The sequence below is a fragment of the Fulvivirga maritima genome, from assembly GCF_021389955.1.
GTDB classification, from domain to species: Bacteria; Bacteroidota; Bacteroidia; order Cytophagales; family Cyclobacteriaceae; genus Fulvivirga; species Fulvivirga maritima.
The window spans coordinates 713,180-731,876 of record NZ_CP089980.1; the positions used below are offsets into that span (position 1 = coordinate 713,180).

At 38.7% G+C, this 18,697-nt stretch carries 17 protein-coding genes and 2 tRNA genes; 10 read left to right on the plus strand and 9 right to left on the minus strand.

Annotated elements, in window-relative coordinates; all coding sequences use genetic code 11:
• Positions 1-30: 30 nt before the first annotated feature.
• The 4 genes from LVD15_RS02960 to LVD15_RS02975 all read right to left on the minus strand — a co-directional run bounded on the left by LVD15_RS02960 (position 31) and on the right by LVD15_RS02975 (position 2,405).
• Positions 31-192, minus strand: coding sequence for a hypothetical protein (locus LVD15_RS02960; protein WP_233778800.1), 162 nt, complete (start codon positions 190-192; stop codon positions 31-33).
• A 493-nt stretch (positions 193-685) separates the two neighbouring features.
• On the minus strand, positions 686-1,102 hold the full coding sequence (locus LVD15_RS02965) for a hypothetical protein (protein ID WP_233778801.1): 417 nt from the start codon (positions 1,100-1,102) through the stop codon (positions 686-688).
• A gap of 23 nt (positions 1,103-1,125) precedes the next feature.
• Positions 1,126-1,701, minus strand: a complete 576-nt coding sequence (locus LVD15_RS02970) for a chorismate--pyruvate lyase family protein (RefSeq protein WP_233778802.1) — start codon at positions 1,699-1,701, stop codon at positions 1,126-1,128.
• The gene (locus LVD15_RS02975; RefSeq protein WP_233778803.1) at positions 1,698-2,405 is read right to left on the minus strand and encodes a class I SAM-dependent methyltransferase; all 708 of its coding nucleotides are present in this window, start codon (positions 2,403-2,405) and stop codon (positions 1,698-1,700) included. The genes LVD15_RS02970 and LVD15_RS02975 overlap by 4 nt, the downstream gene beginning before the upstream one ends.
• Positions 2,406-2,997: 592 nt before the next feature.
• On the opposite strand from LVD15_RS02975, the gene LVD15_RS02980 reads away from it, so the two are divergent.
• Positions 2,998-3,882, plus strand: coding sequence for an alpha/beta fold hydrolase (locus tag LVD15_RS02980; protein WP_233778804.1), 885 nt, complete (start codon positions 2,998-3,000; stop codon positions 3,880-3,882).
• Positions 3,883-4,368: 486 nt separating this feature from the next.
• A complete protein-coding gene (locus LVD15_RS02985; RefSeq protein WP_233778805.1) occupies positions 4,369-5,247 on the plus strand; it encodes an alpha/beta fold hydrolase in 879 nt (292 codons plus the stop codon).
• A 50-nt stretch (positions 5,248-5,297) separates the two neighbouring features.
• Here the strand turns inward: LVD15_RS02985 and LVD15_RS02990 are convergent.
• Both LVD15_RS02990 and LVD15_RS02995 read right to left on the minus strand, forming a co-directional pair.
• Positions 5,298-5,370: transfer RNA gene (locus LVD15_RS02990), tRNA-Lys, on the minus strand.
• Positions 5,371-5,552: 182 nt separating this feature from the next.
• A tRNA-Lys gene (locus LVD15_RS02995) sits at positions 5,553-5,625 on the minus strand.
• A gap of 217 nt (positions 5,626-5,842) precedes the next feature.
• Here LVD15_RS02995 and LVD15_RS03000 point away from each other — a divergent pair.
• On the plus strand, positions 5,843-6,571 hold the full coding sequence (locus LVD15_RS03000; RefSeq protein ID WP_233778806.1) for an SH3 domain-containing protein: 729 nt from the start codon (positions 5,843-5,845) through the stop codon (positions 6,569-6,571).
• 4 nt (positions 6,572-6,575) lie between these two features.
• Here the strand turns inward: LVD15_RS03000 and LVD15_RS03005 are convergent, their stop codons facing one another.
• The gene (locus LVD15_RS03005) at positions 6,576-9,245 is read right to left on the minus strand and encodes a T9SS type B sorting domain-containing protein (RefSeq protein ID WP_233778807.1); all 2,670 of its coding nucleotides are present in this window, start codon (positions 9,243-9,245) and stop codon (positions 6,576-6,578) included.
• A 118-nt stretch (positions 9,246-9,363) separates the two neighbouring features.
• On the opposite strand from LVD15_RS03005, the gene rlmD reads away from it, so the two are divergent.
• The 5 genes from rlmD (at position 9,364) to LVD15_RS03030 (ending at position 12,194) form a co-directional block, all read left to right on the plus strand.
• Positions 9,364-10,785, plus strand: coding sequence for a 23S rRNA (uracil(1939)-C(5))-methyltransferase RlmD (gene rlmD / locus LVD15_RS03010; RefSeq protein ID WP_233778808.1), 1,422 nt, complete (start codon positions 9,364-9,366; stop codon positions 10,783-10,785).
• A 150-nt stretch (positions 10,786-10,935) separates the two neighbouring features.
• Positions 10,936-11,190 (plus strand): ribbon-helix-helix domain-containing protein, encoded by a 255-nt coding sequence (locus LVD15_RS03015; protein ID WP_233778809.1) that lies wholly within the window; start codon positions 10,936-10,938, stop codon positions 11,188-11,190.
• Positions 11,177-11,470 carry a type II toxin-antitoxin system RelE/ParE family toxin gene (locus tag LVD15_RS03020; protein WP_233780923.1) on the plus strand — a complete coding sequence of 98 codons (294 nt, stop codon included), beginning with the start codon at positions 11,177-11,179 and terminating at the stop codon, positions 11,468-11,470. Before LVD15_RS03015 ends, LVD15_RS03020 begins: the two co-directional genes overlap by 14 nt.
• 81 nt (positions 11,471-11,551) lie before the next feature.
• Positions 11,552-11,842, plus strand: a complete 291-nt coding sequence (locus LVD15_RS03025; RefSeq protein ID WP_233778810.1) for a DUF2752 domain-containing protein — start codon at positions 11,552-11,554, stop codon at positions 11,840-11,842.
• Between the two features lie 4 nt (positions 11,843-11,846).
• Positions 11,847-12,194 (plus strand): NINE protein, encoded by a 348-nt coding sequence (locus LVD15_RS03030; RefSeq protein ID WP_233778811.1) that lies wholly within the window; start codon positions 11,847-11,849, stop codon positions 12,192-12,194.
• 77 nt (positions 12,195-12,271) lie between these two features.
• On the opposite strand, the gene clpB is transcribed toward LVD15_RS03030, so the two are convergent.
• Positions 12,272-14,878 (minus strand): ATP-dependent chaperone ClpB, encoded by a 2,607-nt coding sequence (clpB, locus tag LVD15_RS03035; RefSeq protein WP_233778812.1) that lies wholly within the window; start codon positions 14,876-14,878, stop codon positions 12,272-12,274.
• Between the two features lie 156 nt (positions 14,879-15,034).
• On the opposite strand from clpB, the gene LVD15_RS03040 reads away from it, so the two are divergent.
• Complete coding sequence (locus LVD15_RS03040; protein WP_233778813.1) at positions 15,035-16,315, plus strand: tetratricopeptide repeat protein; 1,281 nt, start codon at positions 15,035-15,037, stop codon at positions 16,313-16,315.
• Positions 16,316-16,372: 57 nt separating this feature from the next.
• Positions 16,373-17,419 (plus strand): dual-specificity RNA methyltransferase RlmN, encoded by a 1,047-nt coding sequence (gene rlmN / locus LVD15_RS03045; protein WP_233778814.1) that lies wholly within the window; start codon positions 16,373-16,375, stop codon positions 17,417-17,419.
• On the opposite strand, the gene LVD15_RS03050 is transcribed toward rlmN, so the two are convergent.
• On the minus strand, positions 17,416-18,681 hold the full coding sequence (locus LVD15_RS03050) for a hypothetical protein (RefSeq protein ID WP_233778815.1): 1,266 nt from the start codon (positions 18,679-18,681) through the stop codon (positions 17,416-17,418). The genes rlmN and LVD15_RS03050 overlap by 4 nt on opposite strands.
• Positions 18,682-18,697: the final 16 nt, after the last annotated feature.

Sequence of the window (18,697 nt, forward strand, 5' to 3'; positions counted from 1 at the left end):
AGCACAGGTCGTAATAATTAAGTAAATGCACTAATCAGATAATATGTGCCTTTTGTATAAAAACTTTGTTTCAAAGTATTGAACCAATGACAACCTTTGGCCAGGATGGCCGTTATCATACAAGAGAGTAATAATGCGAGCAAACACTTCCTGCAGAATAGAAAGTGTTTCATAGATAATATTTGTTTTCATTTCAAAACTGGTTAGGCTTTAATCTTTATCAGCTAACTTCAAACTCCACACATACCTAACCCTTTAGAATTCAAAGCCAACAGAAAACATTAAGGAACTTACAGAAGGCAAAATTCGTACTCAAACGATTTAGCAAAAAACAAACCCTATAAATAATTGAAAATCAACACCTTAATAATTTTTAAAGAAAGGTGCCAAAATGAATAAAATCCCAATTTGGGATTTTATTCATCTATTACATCCCAAATAGAGATTACGAACGCATTACGTTTCAATCAATTTATGATGAAATTAAGGATCAATATTTAAGCTAAAACATCTTCAAGTACTTACAACCGCCACACCTCTATTTAGCTAGCCACATACTTTACCCCGGATTTTTACCTCACCGATAATCACGAGCAACCAGTTGCAAAAAAAATTATAAAAAAAAGGAGAAAGACGAATCTCACTCCTTTTTAATTAAACTATAAATTATAACTATACTTCTACTTTAGTTTCTTTTTTTAAACCATTCTTTGGCCTGATCGATGGTTGAAAACATACCAATATGCAAGGTCTTGCCTCCATATTTTGTAGACTGATTCATATAATTCTTCACAGCCATTTCTCCAAACACATTCTCCGGCACAATAAAAGCTACATACCTAACTCCTGCCTCCAAGGCTTTAGGGTTCCAGTGAGTTGCCACCCAATCAGTATCCTCCTTCTGCTGTACAGAGTGAGACCTAGTGTCTGCCAACCACATAATATCTTTTCCTTCCGGTTTGTACTGAATGCAGTATTCTAATCCTTTTAATAAAAAGGCGCGAAATTCATCACTCTTCATAAATCCAGTAAACCTACCAATAACACACGGAGCACTTTCATCATACTCCAAAACACCCTTGCTTTTTTCTAAAAGAACCATAACTTCTTAATTTAATTTACTACTTAGTTTTTAAGTTTTTTTATTGTTGGTAAAAATGACTCAGTAATCAACGCAAATGGCAAGTCTAATAACTTGAAAACCGACTGTCTATTCCATATTGGCAAAGACAAGATATACTCCTGCCTACGCGCAAAACGCCCTTCTGGGCTATATGCCATAAAGGGAAGGTGAGCCATATTAAACATACTAATAGCGAAAGGAGACCTTGTAATACCAGGGTTGTTATACAAAAGATTCTCCCCGATAGGCTTATCTCCCAGCTCATCAAATAATGATTTATATGCCGTATACATTTTCAACGGCACTACTGTACGCGCATACACTTGCGGATGCTCGTCGCCCAGAAGAAAAATTTGCCTTATATAAGCATATTCTCCTCTTAAATACTGTTTTTCATATTCGGTAAGGCGCCCAATCCCTTCACTTATCCTCACTAATTCAAAGGTTTCATAAGTACGCCTAATACCATCACTCAGCTTGTAAGCAGCTGGTGTAAGCCAATCATAAACATTATCAGGAACATCACTATTAGACAGCTCGCTGACATCCACCCAGTTTTGAATCTTTGTTGTTTTCATATGCCTTTTTTTGCTATCATTCCAACTCTCTCTTTTCCATCATACCTAATCCAGTCAGGCAAATGGTTATTAGGATCTCCAAAAACGAATAATTGTTCTATATCGAATAATGGAGAAAACACTCTATGAAGATCATCCTGATCAATATGATTGATACAGTCTGGCAAGGCACTGGCAATAGGGTTATCCTTACTATATTCAGACAAGCACTCTATATACCCTGCCCACTCTTCACCCTTCTCCTTCTTAGCCTCATATATAGGTATATAAGACTCACAGTGCCTTAAATAAGGAGTAAAGCTTACCACATAGAGCTTACCCCCATGCTTAAGCCACCTAAAGATTTTTTCTGCAGCCATCTCTATCTCAAAAGGCTTCAAAAAAGGAAATACTTGAGAAATGTAAATAGCCTGAAAATGATTATCAGGAAAATTAACATAAGGAAAATTACCCTCCATAGTAGTAAGCCTTCTGGAATGAGTAACAGGAACGCGCTCTTGCAGGCTTTCCAAATGCTCCTTATTAATATCTATAGCTACTACTTCTAAGCCTTTACGTAAGGCCGGCAAGGTAGCTACCCCATAAGCAGCACCTACATCGAGCACAGGACCGTGCCCCACTGTAGCCTCCGCTATAAATTTTTTCCCGATCTCCGGGAGCACATACGTAAACCCTCTTTTGTTTTTAGTTACCGCCGTAGACATATTGACATTTCTCTTGTAATAAATATTATGCTATAATAATATCTATTTTAACACGAGATCATTCTTTAACCCCTTAAAAGTCACATCAAAAAGTAAAATCACTAAATTTCATCTGAATGACTATCTCACACCATACGACTGCTATCACGGGTCGTTTAACTAAAAAAAGAACAACTAATTCTTCCTATTAATATGAAAAATTAGTATATAAAAGAGGGGGATTTCCAATTTTGGATCAAAAACAATAATATACCTCCAATACCCTACATACATCTACTTAGAATCACACCATAAATACCGTCAACATCCTGTTCTTCTCTCCCAAATACACACTAAGTATTAAAAGGGCTGCTTTACTAATGATTAGCCTTTGATATTTAAATTATCAAGCGCTCCAACCCGAAAAGCTAGCGAGGAACCCTACCCAAACAAACCATAAACACTTATAAAACAGACACTTATCAATAAAACCAAATTCTAATACAACCAAGACCACCACAAGAGTAAGGTATGCGTTTAGTTTCGGTTGACCCACGCCCTATCCGCGTATTAATTTTGCACTTTTCCAATTACAAATCTTAAACAATTGAAAATGAGAAATTTAAAATTTTCCATCCTAGCATTGATTGTTGTTATTTTTTTTAGCTGTGAGGACAACAATAACGAGAACTATCAACCTACCTTTTCAAAAACCAACCCTTCCCTATCTACTCAAGAATCATCTCAGACTAATGCCAAGAAAAAAGGCGACAAGAAATTTTTACTAGTACACGGAGCCTGGCACCCTGAAGGCTCATGGAACAAAATGGTAGTAGGTCTCGAAAAATTTGGCCATGAAGTACACACCATTCAACTTCCAGGCTTAGGCACTGACAGAACTCCGATCAGCCAGATTACCTTAGCCACACATGTAAATGCTGTTACCTCCAAAATGCAAGAGATAGGGAGCGGCATCACATTAGTAGGCCATTCTTATGGTGGCGTAGTTATTTCTCAGGCAGCAGAAAACCTAAGTTCATACGTAGATCAAGTGGTGTATGTATCTGCTTTTATGCTCAATGATGGGCAGAGCTTATTTGATATAGCCGCCACCGACCTCAACTCTGTAGTTACCCAAAATATTGTGATTACAGGCGACAGCGTATTTATACCGGAAGATGCATATGAAAATGCATTTTACAACTACGGACAAAACTCTAATAATAAAAACATTGATGAAGATATATACTTTATAAAGACATTGCTAGTACCTCAACCATTAGCAACATTCACCACGCCAATTTCTTTATCATCAGCATACAACAATCTCGATAAAGTGTACATCTCTTGTACTGACGACCGCGCAATCACTCCACAAGCTCAACAAAATATGTATTCTAATTATCCAGACGTGCAAGTGTATACTATACAAAATGCAGATCATTCACCGTTTTTATCCAGGCCCAATCAACTTCTTAACATATTGAAAGGACTATAAATTAAAAGGCCGATTAATTGATTTAATCGGCCTTATTACTTTTTAAAAGTTAAAAAGAACCTGAATTTATTTTTTCGATGATTTTTCATAAAAGAAAGGTTTAATTATAAACCTCATTTAATCTGTCAGAAAGGTGTAAATAAAGCCATTCATCACTATGCACCAAATTACTTTTAAAAGTAATAATTACTTAAAATGATAACGAAGCCAACCTCCTCCCTACTGAAAGAATATTAACCAAAACCACTTTCACTTCACTCAGGACCAATTATGCCTCTGTAACAAGCTCCTACGACAAAAAAAAACTACCATTTGAGATAACCTTACAAACAAAGACACTTTAGACAATCCCTCCTCATTACTTACTAATCCTTAATAATCCAATTAGTTAAACCAAGTAAGCTATGGTTTGACATTCAGTTGATTGCCAGCACTTCAACCTACTACTTTTGCACAATTACCAAAACAAAACATAAATATTTTAATATGAAGAGATTTATACTATTATCCCTTATTATCTGCTCACTAATTATCTTAAGCTGTGAGGACAACCACCACGAATATCAACCCACCAACTCTACAGAAGAAATCCTCAGCTCATCTGAAGCCACAGCCTCCCCTACAAGAATGACCACCAGCCAAAAATTTCTATTGGTACATGGAGCCTGGCACCCGGAAGGATCATGGTTTAAAATAGTAAAAGGCCTGACCCAACTAGGACATCAGGTCTATACCGTTCAGCTTCCCGGTCTTGGAACCGACAAAACCGCTGTTGGAGACGTAACCCTGGCCTCGCATGTAAATACAGTTACTAATAAAATGCTTGAAATAGGAGGGTCAATTACGCTGGTAGGACACTCATATGGAGGTGTAGTTATTTCACAAGCCGCAGAAAATCTACCTTCCTATGTAAAACAACTGGTCTTTGTATCCGCTTTTTTATTAACTGATGGCCAAAGCCTGCTAGATATCGCTTCTTTAGACACAGGATCAGTAGTAACTCAGAATATTATAATAAATGGAGACAGTGTATACATTCCTGAAGCCTCTTACGTAGACGCATTTTACAACTTAACTTATGCTGTAGACAAACCTAGACTTGAGCTTGAAATAGAGTTAATGACTACCCTACTAGTGCCTCAACCTTTAAGCACATTTACCACTCCAGTATCTCTTAGTAGTAATTTCGACAACATAAAAAAGGTATATATTGCTTGCCGGCTAGACCAGGCCATTACGCCCAGAGCTCAGAGATATATGTGCAATCAGTACCCAGACATCACCATCCATGTGATTCAGTACTCTGATCATTCTCCATTTTTAACCAGACCCCAAAAGCTACTCACCCTTCTAGATGAGTTATAAAAAAAGCCTATAAAACAAAAAAGCCACTTAGAAATCTAAGTGGCTTTTTGTGATCCCGCTGGGGCTCGAACCCAGGACCCTCTCCTTAAAAGGGAGATGCTCTACCAACTGAGCTACGGAATCTTAACAGATATTTAAAAAAACTCATTTCTAAGCTTTCATAAATAGGGCTGCAAAAGTAATACTTTCAATGTAAAATGCAAACATTGTGTTTTTAAAAATTAAGAAGACAAATTAAAAATTTCGTCTCATAATCAACACTTTACAATAAAAAACCACCTAGACTTTTCTAAGTGGCCGGGTTGTGATCCCGCTGGGGCTCGAACCCAGGACCCTCTCCTTAAAAGGGAGATGCTCTACCAACTGAGCTACGGAATCTTACCATTTTTTTCAGTCCAAAGGAACTTTTTAAGACCCTTTTTGTGAATGGAGATGCAAAAGTAATGTTTCAGACCTAAAATACAAAAGCTTCAGTTTAAAAAAATTAAAAAAATCCGTTTCTACCTCTAAAATCACCGTTCTCGCAATCTTAGCGCAGATATCACGTTAAAAAAAATTGAACCATTATATTTGCAGCTGGTTAAAAGTATTCATTATGCGTTTATTCTTCATTATCTCGTTCATATGCTTAGCTGTTCCTTTTTCTCAGGCCGAGAATCAGGATGCTTCAACACTTCAGGATGCTGACTCGCTTTTTAATGCTAAAAAGTTCACTGAATCATTTAAGCTTTATGAGCAGCTACTTACTGCAGAAAAGAAAGCATCTCCTGCCATGCTGCTAAAGATGGCTTACATAAAAGAAGGACTGGGAGATTATAGCATGGCGCTTTATTACCTTAACTTGTATTATCTGCAAACCTCAGATAAAAAAGTGCTTTCTAAAATGGAAGAGTTGGCTGACAAAAAAGATCTTGAAGGCTATACTTATGATGATTTTGAGTTTTTTGAAACGGTATTTTTTAAGTACTTCAACCAGATCATATATGCTCTACTAGCTATTTCAATCATACTTTTTGCCATAATTATAAGATATAAAAAGAATAGCGAATACAGCCCTGTAATTCCGGCCATACTAAATGCTTTGGTATTAGGGTTATTATTTTACACCCTAAACTTTGGCAGAGATTATCATAAAGGCATAGTAGTAAAATCTAACACCTACGTGATGGAAGGTCCCTCCGCAGGAGCCGAAGTAGTAGCCATTATAGGAAAAGGTCATAGGCTGCCCGTATACAAAAATCAGGATGTATGGACCCAAACCGAATGGCAAGGCAAGAAAGCTTACATCAAAACAGACAAATTAAAAAAAGTGAATTTCATGTAAGGCATCACTTCATTAAAGTGAGCGCTCCTCTATAACGTATATTAGAATATTGGATATAGTAATAATATATTCCGGAAGGAACAGCGCTACCATACCATTTAAAGTCGCGATCACTACTATTGAACACCTTCTGCCCCCATCTATTAAAAATCACCACTTCTTCAAATTGCCCTGCGCAATTATCTAAAGGCAGAATGTTTCGCAATTCTTCTGATCCCTCCACCTGCTTATACATTCCGAAGTAATCATTTAGGCCATCATGATTTGCCGGGGTGAAGAAATTAGGAGGTAGAAACTGATCGCTTTTATTATCGATATCCTTTATAGTTACATTCAATCTCAATGTATCTGCATCAGAAAAATAACAATGGTCATCAGACAAAATAAACTCCAATAAATACTGCGCCTCGCTCTCTCCTTTTAGAGCAGAACAGCCTGGGGTCCAGGTAAAATCGGAGCTCACCGAACCAAAACCTCTAACATCATTAAACTTATAACCAAGCTCTACATCTTTATTGATTTGCCTTAATAACAGCGCATCTCCCTCATCATCCTGCCCTGACAAACCTAGAGCAATACTTTCCCCTACCGTAATAGTAATATTACTACCTTGTAAAACTGTCTCACCACGCCCCACTACCTGCAAAGAAAGATCACTATTAGGCGGTGGATACAAAATAAAATCAACCGTTAAGGTGTCTCTGTTGGTTATATCACACTTATCATCATCTTCAGCAAAAAAATAGACTCTAAGAGAATCCTTTTCTTCAAAAGAAAAAAAGTCGCAATTGAGATCCCATACAAATTCGGAGCTGAGCTGCGTAGGACTGGCACCACCTTCACCAACAGCTCCGGCATAAGTAATACCATAGTCAGCAAAATTAAAATTAGCCCCCATTCCATTGAGCACTGTTCGGTCACCATCCTGATCAAGTGCGCTTACATCAAAACGAATGACATTATTTAAGTCAGAAGTAAAACGGACATACTCAGTTGTTAACTCAAAGTCATTGCTATAAACATCTGGCTCACTGTTAAAAGGAAGGTTAATCTCAAGATTCAGGGTCAGCAGCACCGGATCTTCATACTCACAGTCATCAGAATCTTCCACATAGACTAATATTTCAAACTCCGTTTTACCATCAAAACTTACGGTCTGGCAGTCATAATTCCATTCTAACCAAGTTTCTAACAGCCCTACTTGATTCCTCCTATTCACTATTGTGAAACCATAGTCATCCAACTCAAAATCCACTGGATCTAACATAATATCCATAAAATCAGCATCGGCATCTTGCCCCAAAATATTGACTATCTTCAAACCTCCGGCCTGTTCATTTACTTCAACATACCTTAAAGCCGCATTAGAATAACTTCCTACACCATCTTCTCTATGAGTAATTTCAGGCAACTCATTAGCTGGCGGCTCTATAAGCACCGTGAGCCTGACCGTATCTTGTAATGGCTGCGGACAGGTACGGTCAAGACCGATAAAATCAATATCAAACGGCAAATCCTGCTCAGGAGGGCAATCAGTAAAACATACTCTGGCGCGCAAATTATCACCAGAAGGCGACTGCCCAATGATATTAACAGTGTAATTTTCATAATCAAAACCTACAGGATCAAGATTAAAATTCACCCTCCCTCCTTTCGCATCTTGCACCTCAAACTCCACACATTTATCATCATCTGCCAAAAACTCCAGCACATCTCCTTCAACATAAGTACTCCCATCTTCAAGGTTAATACTTAGCTCGGGAGCTTCACCAGGATCTTCACAGTCCACAACTACCATCTGAAAATCACGGCGCACCTCCCCTATTTTCTCTCCATCACGATATTCTTCACATTTGACCGCAAAAACAAAAAGCCCTTGCTCTGAAGGCGTCACCCTCAAAAGCCCATTATCACTGATATAAAGATCCGGGTCTCCATGCATAATATTATTAATGCCATAACTCCCCCTCCATTGCACCGTAGGGTATGGCGCACTCGAAGGAGGCTGCGGATGCGGATCAGCAGAAGGGGTATTAAGAGGCTCCACCAAACTATAAACCAGAGAATCTCCATCTACATCACTACCTCTAAAATCAGCATAAAAACTACGATCCACACAAGCATAATCGCTCAGTGGAGGAAATAGCTGAGGAGATGAATTAATAAATCGCTCTCCATCTTTTATTAAAGGAGGTATTTCCAGGTAAAACGTCTGACCTGCAGCCACTCCGGCAGCATCAGGATCTTCAGAGAAAATATTTTGGATAGTATAATTTCTACAACATCGCTGCCAGGCAATATAGTACCCTGAAGGACTAGCATATTCATTAGGATCAAGCGTAATCACCGATGAAAAGACCATTCGAGTGGTATTCACCACAGCATCATCCTGACAGTCCGGCAAGCTGTAAATTACCTTCGACTCACTCCTGAAGGGCAGAGAGATCTGCCTCATTCTATTATTATCACTCTTACGATAAATCCATGCTATTGGCGTCGGTTCATACTTAGCTCCCGGGTTTCCGTTAATCTCATCGAAGTAAATAATAAGATTTAACCTATAATTATTTCCAGAAAGATAGACTAATTCAAATTCACCCCCTACGATATGAGAAGCAAATGAACTAGCTTTGCAGATTACCAGAAAGCAAATAAGTAAAAAACTTCTTTTCATTGGAGTTGAAGAGATTAGGTGTTTCTGATTATAATCAAATATTCATTAATATAAAATGAGTATCATTATTTTTCAGAAAGAGCAATAAGTTCCATAATACCAAAGCATAAGTACAAGCATGAAGTTAAAAAATAAAATTTTAAAAAATATAAAAATTGAAGGTATTGCAGCGGAAGGCAAGTGCATTACAAGGTATGACGGACAGGTTATATTTGTAACAGGTGTAGCTCCGGGTGACACCGCCGACATAAAGGTAATAAGAAAGAAAAAATCCTTTCTTGAAGCCATCCCTGTAGCCATTCACGAATATTCTTCCCTGCGTGCGGAGCCTTTCTGCGAACATTTTGGAACCTGCGGCGGATGCAAATGGCAACATATCAACTACCAAACACAGCTGGACTACAAACATCAGCAAGTAGTAGATAACCTGGAACGAATAGCAAAAGTACCATTACCTGAAGCCAAAAGAATATTAAGCTCTGAAGAAACCCGATATTATAGAAACAAGCTGGAATTCACCTTCTCTAACAAACGCTGGCTCACTAAAGAGGAAATCTCTCAGGATGAAGATCTGGATCGTGATGCCCTGGGCTTCCATATCCCAAAAAGATTCGACAAGATATTAGATATCAACCACTGCTATTTACAGCCAGACCCTTCTAATGACATCCGCCTTACGGTCAAGGAAGTGGCTAAAGCTAACAACATACCCTTCTTCGATCTTATTACTCAGGAAGGTTATTTGAGAAACCTAATCATCAGAAACACAGTAGCAGGCGAGGTCATGGTTATTCTTCAAGTAGCAGGAGATAATGAGGAATATCTTTTTGCTGTATTGGATGCACTTAAGAATAAATTTCCTCAGATCACCTCTCTGAATTATGTGATCAACACTAAAAAGAATGAGACTTATAATGATTTGGAGGTAGTTACATACCACGGTTTACCGTACATCACAGAGCAAATGCAGCTGCCAGATGCTCCTGATAAGCATGTGAAATTTCAAATAGGTCCTAAATCATTCTTCCAGACTAACGCAAAACAGGCTGAAGCTCTATACAAGAAAGCCTGGGAAATGGCCAAACTCACCGGAGAAGAACTAGTATATGACTTATATACTGGCACAGGAACCATTGCCAATTATATAGCTGCCAACGCAAAAGAAGTAATAGGCATAGAATACGTAGAAGCGGCCATTGAAGATGCCAAAGTAAACTCTGAAATCAACAATATTAGTAACACTAAATTCTTTGCTGGTGACATGAAAGACCTGCTTACAGATCACTTCATAGCTGAGCACGGCAGACCAGATGTAGTAATTACTGATCCTCCACGCGCAGGCATGCACCCTGATGTATGCGAGGTACTCATAAACACCAGACCTCAAAGAATAGTATATGTAAGCTGCAACCCAGCTACACAAGCAAGAGACCTTGCACTATTAGGCGACTATTATGAAGTGACCGATGTGCAGCCAGTGGACATGTTTCCTCACACTTATCACGTGGAGAATATTGTGACTCTGGAATTGAAAGGATAGCTTTTAATTTCATAAATATTACAAAAGATGCGCTAGTGGGTTAATTAGCGCATTTTTTATTTATAAAGCTCTCTGTACTCCTAAAACCGACAATTGTATTTGATGTTAATTTGGTGTAATTTTACATCAAATTAACATCAATAAAATACTATGGCCAGACAAAGCATAACCTTTACTGAACCCAATGACAAATGGCTAAAAGCACAAATTGAAAGTAAAGAATATACTAGTAAAAGCGAATTAGTGAATGACTTAATCAGAAAGGCACGAGCAGAAGAAGAGAAGAAATTAGACTGGCTTAGAAAAAAACTTATCGAAGCAGAACAAAGTGGATTCACTAAAATGAACCGAGACGAAATCCTTGCATTATCTAAGGATGAGCTACATCAAAATGGAGAACTATAAGCTTAGTGAAAGAGCAAAATCTGACCTAATTCGCATTCACCAGTACGGCGTACGCACTTTTGGAGAGCACCAGGCTGACAAATATTTTTACGCATTCTTTTCTCAATTTGAGCGAATTGCTCATCAGCCTTACCTATATCAAGCTGTTGACTTCATACGGCCCGGATACCGACGTTGCACCTGCGGTGTTGATAATATTTATTACCGAATAAAAAACACGAACAGCATAGAAATTATGCGCATAATCGGTCGTCAAGACATTGATGAGGATCTACTTTAAAACCAAAACACACCACTTATCATCAGATCCTAACCCTGATCTGTTATTTTGCGTAAAAAAAATAAAATCAGAATTCATTCATTGAAAAAGGGCATAAAACATATTCCTGTTGAGGCTATCATCTGGATTGCCGCACTTATTTATCTGGCTTTTATATCTCCAGAAGAGCCGCATTTCACCTTATGCCCCTTAAAAAATCTTAATTTCCATTTTTGCCCGGGTTGTGGACTGGGTCAATCCATATCGCTGGCATTTCATGGACACTTTATAGCTTCACTGAAAGCTCACCCTCTAGGAATATTCGCCATAATGGTGCTATCTTTCAGGGTGATAACTCTTTTGAAAACTCAATTTATAACAACAAATAATTAAAACTATGGCTAACACGTATGATCATATACCCGAATTAGAGGGCGAGGAACTGGCCTATATCCAAATGATAATAGGTTCTTTAACTGAAGAAAAGGCGGCCAAATTTTTCTCTGTTTACAGGGCAAGAAGAAGAAAGCCTCAAGAGACATTGATTTTTGCCATCCTGGGTTTGTTTTGTATTGCAGGAATTCAGCGCTTTGCACTTAACCAAATAGGCATGGGCCTTCTTTATTTCTTTACAGCTGGCTTGTGCTATATAGGTACTATTATTGACATTATTAACTATCAAAAACTATCTTTCGAATACAATAGACAGATAGCTGACGATATTAAAATAACTATGGGCATTTAAGTAATGAACAAAAAGATGGCTCCGGGAACCACCCCGGAGCCTGTTCAACCTAAACCCAGTTTACCAACTTCACATTCCTAAACTTCAACTTCATCAAGATTTATAAATTCTATTGTTTTGTCCTCATTAAGGTTAACGCCCACAATAGCATCTTTATTGACTTTACCTGCCAAAATATCTTTAGACAGTTCATTTAATATCTCTCTTTGTATCACTCTTTTTAATGGTCTGGCTCCAAATTGCGGATCAAAACCAATCTTAGCCAAGTGATCAAGTACTGCATCTGAAACTTCAAGTTTCACGCCAGACTCTTCCAGTCGTTTTCTAATAATCTTAAATTGTATATCTACAATCTTTCTGATATCAGATTTAGACAGCGGTCGGAACATGATAGTCTCATCAACCCTGTTAAGAAACTCAGGCCTTACTGACTTTTTCAGCAATTCAAAAACCTGATGCTTCGTGGTCTCTATCACCTGCTCTACATTCTCCTCATTAAGACCTTCAAAGCTATCCTGAATAATGCCTGAGCCTATGTTGGTAGTCATGATAATAATAGTGTTCTTAAAGTTAGCCACCCTACCTTTATTATCAGTCAGTCTACCATCATCGAGCACTTGGAGCAGTATGTTAAACACGTCAGGGTGAGCCTTTTCTATCTCATCGAGCAGTATTACTGAGTAAGGTTTTCTTCTCACCGCTTCTGTAAGCTGGCCGCCTTCATCATACCCTACATATCCGGGAGGCGCTCCTACCAATCTACTCACCGCATGCCTTTCCTGATACTCTGACATGTCTATCCTCACCATAGCATTTTCATCATTAAAAAGGTATTCCGCTAAGGCTTTAGACAGCTCCGTTTTACCTACACCTGTAGTTCCTAAGAATATAAACGAACCAATAGGCCTTTTCGGATCTTGCAGTCCTGCTCTACTTCTTCTCACTGCATCAGAAAGTGCCTGAATAGCCTCTTCCTGACCAGCCACACGCTTACCAAGTTCCTGCTCCAGGTGTAGAAGTTTCTCACGATCACTTTGTAGCATTTTTGCGACAGGTATGCCCGTCCACCTGGCAACTACTTCTGCAATATCTTCACTATCTACCTCTTCTTTCATCAGGCCTTCACCCTTCATCTCAGCCATTTTTTGCTGATTTTCCTCTAGCTGCTTTTGAGCTTCTACCAACTTTCCATATCTGATCTCTGCCACCTTACCAAAGTCACCAGACTTCTCGGCTTGCTCCGCCTCAAACTTCAGCTTATCAATATTCTCCTTCTGCTCTCGGATACCCTGAACTACTGCTTTTTCATTTTCCCACCTGGCTTTCAGGTCATTCCTGACATCAGTAAGATCTGCTATTTCTTTAGTCAAAGACCTTTCTTTTTCCTTATCCTTCTCTCGCCTGATCGCCTCGCGCTCAATCTCCAGCTGCATGATTTTTCTATTCAGCTCATCTAATTCTTCAGGCAGAGAATCCATCTCCAACCTCAGCTTAGAAGCCGCTTCATCCATCAAGTCAATGGCCTTATCTGGCAAATGTCTATCTGAGATATACCTATTAGAAAGCTCCACAGCCGCTATTACTGCATCATCTTTTATACGCACACCGTGGTGTATCTCATATTTATCTTTAATACCCCTAAGAATAGAAATAGCATCTTGAGCTGACGGCTCATTTACCATTACGGACTGAAATCTTCTTTCAAGAGCTTTATCTTTCTCTACATATTTCTGATACTCCTTAAGCGTGGTAGCTCCAATAGCATGTAGCTCACCTCTGGCCAGCGCAGGTTTCAGCAAGTTAGCCGCATCCATAGCTCCTTCGCCACCACCAGCACCTATCAGCGTATGGATCTCATCTATGAACAAAATAATCTGCCCATTAGAGTCGGAAACCTCTTTAATTACCGCTTTTAATCTCTCCTCAAACTCTCCTTTGTACTTAGCTCCTGCCACCAAAAGCCCCATATCCAAAGAGATCAATATCTTATCTTTCAGGTTTTCAGGCACATCCCCATCTACTATCCTTTGCGCCATACCTTCCACAATGGCCGTTTTACCCACTCCTGGTTCACCCAAAAGAATAGGGTTGTTTTTAGTCCTTCTAGACAATATCTGAAGCACCCTTCTTATCTCTTCATCACGACCAATTACCGGGTCTATTTTCCCCGCTTTAGCCTGCTCTATCAGGTTAATGGAGTACCTCTCCAAAGACCTGTATTTTGATTCTGCATTGGGATCTTTCACTGAATCACCTCCTCTCAACTCTTTAATTCCTGTTATTAATGATTTCCTATCAAATCCTACATCTTTTAACAATGAGGCCACCTTTTCGTTTCCGCCCAGCAACCCTAAAATGACGTGTTCTACAGCTATATACTCATCTCCAAACTCTTTGAGCTCCTTCTCTGCACGCTGTAAAGCACTGGCCGCATCATTAGATAAATAAGGCTGCTGTCCACTTACTTTTGGGTAACTATTAATGATTTCATCCAGCTTATTATCCAGGTGTAATTGATTAACATCCAATTTCTTAATCAGAAAAGATATCACATTTTCACCGGTCATAAGAATGGCCTTCATTAAGTGGCCGGGCTCTATAGCCTGCTGACCACCACCAGTAGCTACTTCAGCTGCCTTTTGCAGCACCTCCTGTGACTTTATGGTGTATTTATCAAAGTTCATTACTTATATTATTTATGTTTTTATGTCTTAATTCTTATTGCTTCACTGTGTTCTCATCAAATTCTTGTCCAACAGTCCAATTCAAAAAAAGTCAGAAAAAATGACAGTTATTTTAAGAAAAAATATTATTTTGATGACATATTGTCTTAGATTGGTATGAAAAGAACACTTATAATCGGACTTATTTTCCTGTTAATAGGAAGCGGTTCATTTGCCCAACTGAACCTTCCCGAAGACGAATCACTCAGCCGGGAAGCGCAAAGTATGTACGCCCTCTTTTCTGATAACTTCAGAGCAGACAACCTTAATGCTGCAAGAAAACCTTTAGAATGGCTTTTAGAAAACACTCCGGGTATTCATGAAAGTATTTACATCAATGGAATAAAACTATATCAGGAATTAGCTGATAAGAAAAAGCCTGCCGAGGCATATGAAGACTCCGTGCTGATTGTTTATGATCTGCGCATGGAGCATTTCAATAATGAAAAAGACTTGATTGACCGCAAAGCATCTGCCTCTTATAAATACCTGAAAGATAGGCCTAACAAGGAAAAAGAACTCTTCGAGGTATTTGAAAAAACCTACAAACTAAACGGCACTGATGTAGGCGTTAATAATCTGGCGGCTTATATGGATGTAATTAGAAGGTATAATGCCATTTCTCCTCTATCTGATGATGAAGTGCTGACCCGCTATTACAAAATAATGGATGCTATTGACGCCAAAAGTGAATCTGTAAACGAAGAAACACTCGAAAAAATCAGATCAGTCACCACCAAAATACTTTTGCAAATAGTACCTGTAAACTGTGATTTTATTAGAGAAAAGTTAGCCCCCAGAATCGCTACAGACCAGAATATGATGAAAAGAGTGTTTAAACTGGCCGTATCTGAAGGCTGCACCAGCGAACCTTTCTTTTTTGATGTGGCTAAAGAATACATAAAAGTAGATCCTAATCCTTTAATCTATCGCATTTTAGCAGACCACGATTGGAATGAAGGCAAAAAACAGGCTGCTATGGAATATTACAACAAAGCCATAGAAGCCAGTACAGACGCCTCCAAAAAGGCAGATCTCTATTTTCATATAGCCGTAAAACAAACTCAGGCTGGCAATAAAATAGAAGCAAAAAATTATGCTGAAAAAGCCTTAGCTACTGATGGTAATTATAAAAAAGCATATAAACTTATTGGCGATTTATATTACAACAGCTTTAATGATTGCAAAAAAGAAAGCAGCAAAGTAGCCGACCGCTCTGTATACTGGGCCGCCTATGACATGTATGAGAAAGCCGGCGACACTGATGCTATGAAAAACGCAGCCCAGCAATTCCCTACAATAGAAGATATTTTCAACGAAAGCCTTGATGAAGGAAAGAACTATCAAGTAGCCTGTTGGATTAACCGAAGTACTATCATAAGACGAAACCCTAATTAAAACTTCGAAAATGAACCGTATGGCCTTGTCTGATGTTTGTTTATCTTTGCAAATATTATGATAGCACAAGAGGAGAAAAAGGACATCAGGCAGCTCAACAGAGAGCAGATAAAGGATTACTTTGTAAGCATAGGAGAAAAGCCTTTTCGCGCCAAGCAAGTATATGAGTGGCTATGGAAAAAGTCTGCCAAAGATTTTGACCAGATGACCAATATCTCTCTGGAAACCCGAGATAAGTTAAAGGCGGATTTCATTATCAATCATATAGCTGTAGATCAGATGCAGCGCAGCGATGATGGTACTATTAAAAATGCTGTAAAACTGTTTGATGGTGCTGTGGTAGAGTCTGTGCTTATTCCTACTGACACCAGAATTACGGCTTGTATCTCCTCACAGGTAGGCTGCAGCCTGGACTGCAACTTTTGCGCTACCGCCAGACTAAAGCGCATGCGCAACCTCAATGCTGATGAAATTTATGATCAGGTAGTAGCTATTAAAGAACAAAGCGAACGCTTTATGAATCGCCCTTTGACCAATATAGTATTCATGGGAATGGGCGAACCACTGCTTAATTACAGTAATGTGATTGCTGCCATTGACAAGATCACTCTCCCTGAGGGCCTGGGTATGTCTCCAAAAAGGATTACACTTTCTACGGTAGGCATTCCTAAAATGATCAAAAAAATGGCCGATGATGAGGTGAAGTTTAATCTGGCCGTTTCATTACACTCAGCCATAGATGAAACCCGATCTAAGGTAATGCCCATTAATGAAAAAAATGACCTTGATGCGCTAAAAGAAGCTTTGAAATATTGGTACTACAAGACCAAAAAGAAAGTTACTTATGAGTATGTAGTATGGAGGGGAATTAATGACACTGAAAAAGATGCCGATGCTCTGGTAAAATTCTGTAAAGTGATCCCTTCTAAAGTAAATCTGATAGAATACAATCCTATTGATGACGGGGAGTTTCAACAAGCCTCTGAGGAAGCTCTGGATATCTACACTGAAAAATTAAAAGCAGCCGACATAATAGTAAATGTAAGAAGAAGCAGAGGTAAAGACATTGATGCCGCCTGTGGGCAGTTGGCGAATAAGAATTAATCCACCCCAACCTCTCTTAAAACCTGATTTTCTATATCTCTTATCTGAATGATTAATGAACCGGAGGGCTTAGCTGGCAAAGCTAAGCTAACCGTACTTTCATGATCAGTTACAGCAATATGATCAAGAGGTACAGGATGCTCTTCTTCATTTAACTCCTGCTGATAATACGCCTGCACAATTATTTCTTGTTCCTTAAAATCAGAGATATATACTGAAAAAGGCTTCATTAGTAAATATTTAAAGAGCCAATCAGGCCTGTCAGATTTGAAGCGCGTCCGTGAGTGAAATATTTGTAAATCTACCAAGTCGGCATAGCGCTTACTCTTATAAAGACTTCCATTGGTATACACCACTGATGGAGCCTCGATCTTACCTGCCACATATTCGTACATATAAGATTCATGCTTTCGACTACCTTTTTCAGTATATTCTGTTTGCTCAATAGTAAAAGGGTCTATTCCATAATTCCTTTTAAGAAAATAGGCCATTCTCTTAATGCCGTCCTTCTCTTGCTCCTGCAAATGATCATACCCCACGTACATAAAAACCTTCGCATTCTCATCGGCTTCTAACACAGCATTTACATTGACTGCCATGATAGAATCTCGGAAATTAGACCTCTTCTTCCAATCTTCAATCTCCATTTCCTGATCATCTCTAACCTCATGTGCTATAAACTTAAATCCTACTGCCGCTGCCTTTCTAATGAGATTACCAAAGGTAGGCTCAATGGTATAAGTACCGCTTCCTTCAATAGGATATCCTCGCTCCGCCAGTTTATCATCAGTATAGAGTAAGGTTTCTACCGCAAAATACCGATACCCCATCGCATATAAAGAATCTAACAGACTAGCGGCAAAAGCACGATGTAATGCCACATGATGCGCTTCATTGAGAATTAGCAATTGAGATTTCCGGGCTTTTTCATAAATGAGAGGAGCAGCAGGTAAAATTTTAATATCTTCGGTAGAGTCTACCTTATTGGCCTTTCCCCTTCCAAAAGCCTTGTCATAGCTTTTTAGAGCCCCAAAATAGTCTCCTGCATAAGACTGATAAGTAGATAACGCCTGGTAATAATAGCCTTCATAGTCAGTGTTAAGGTAAAGCTCTGCTGAATCTCGCAAAACCTTTACAGGTTTAAGATAATTAAGATTCCGCTTGGCTTCATCGACTAATTTAAATGGGCTTATAGGCGTGTTTTGCGAAATGCCAGTAATAGATATAAGACCGAAAAGAAATATTAATAGAATAGGCTTCATATTTAAGAATGTAATA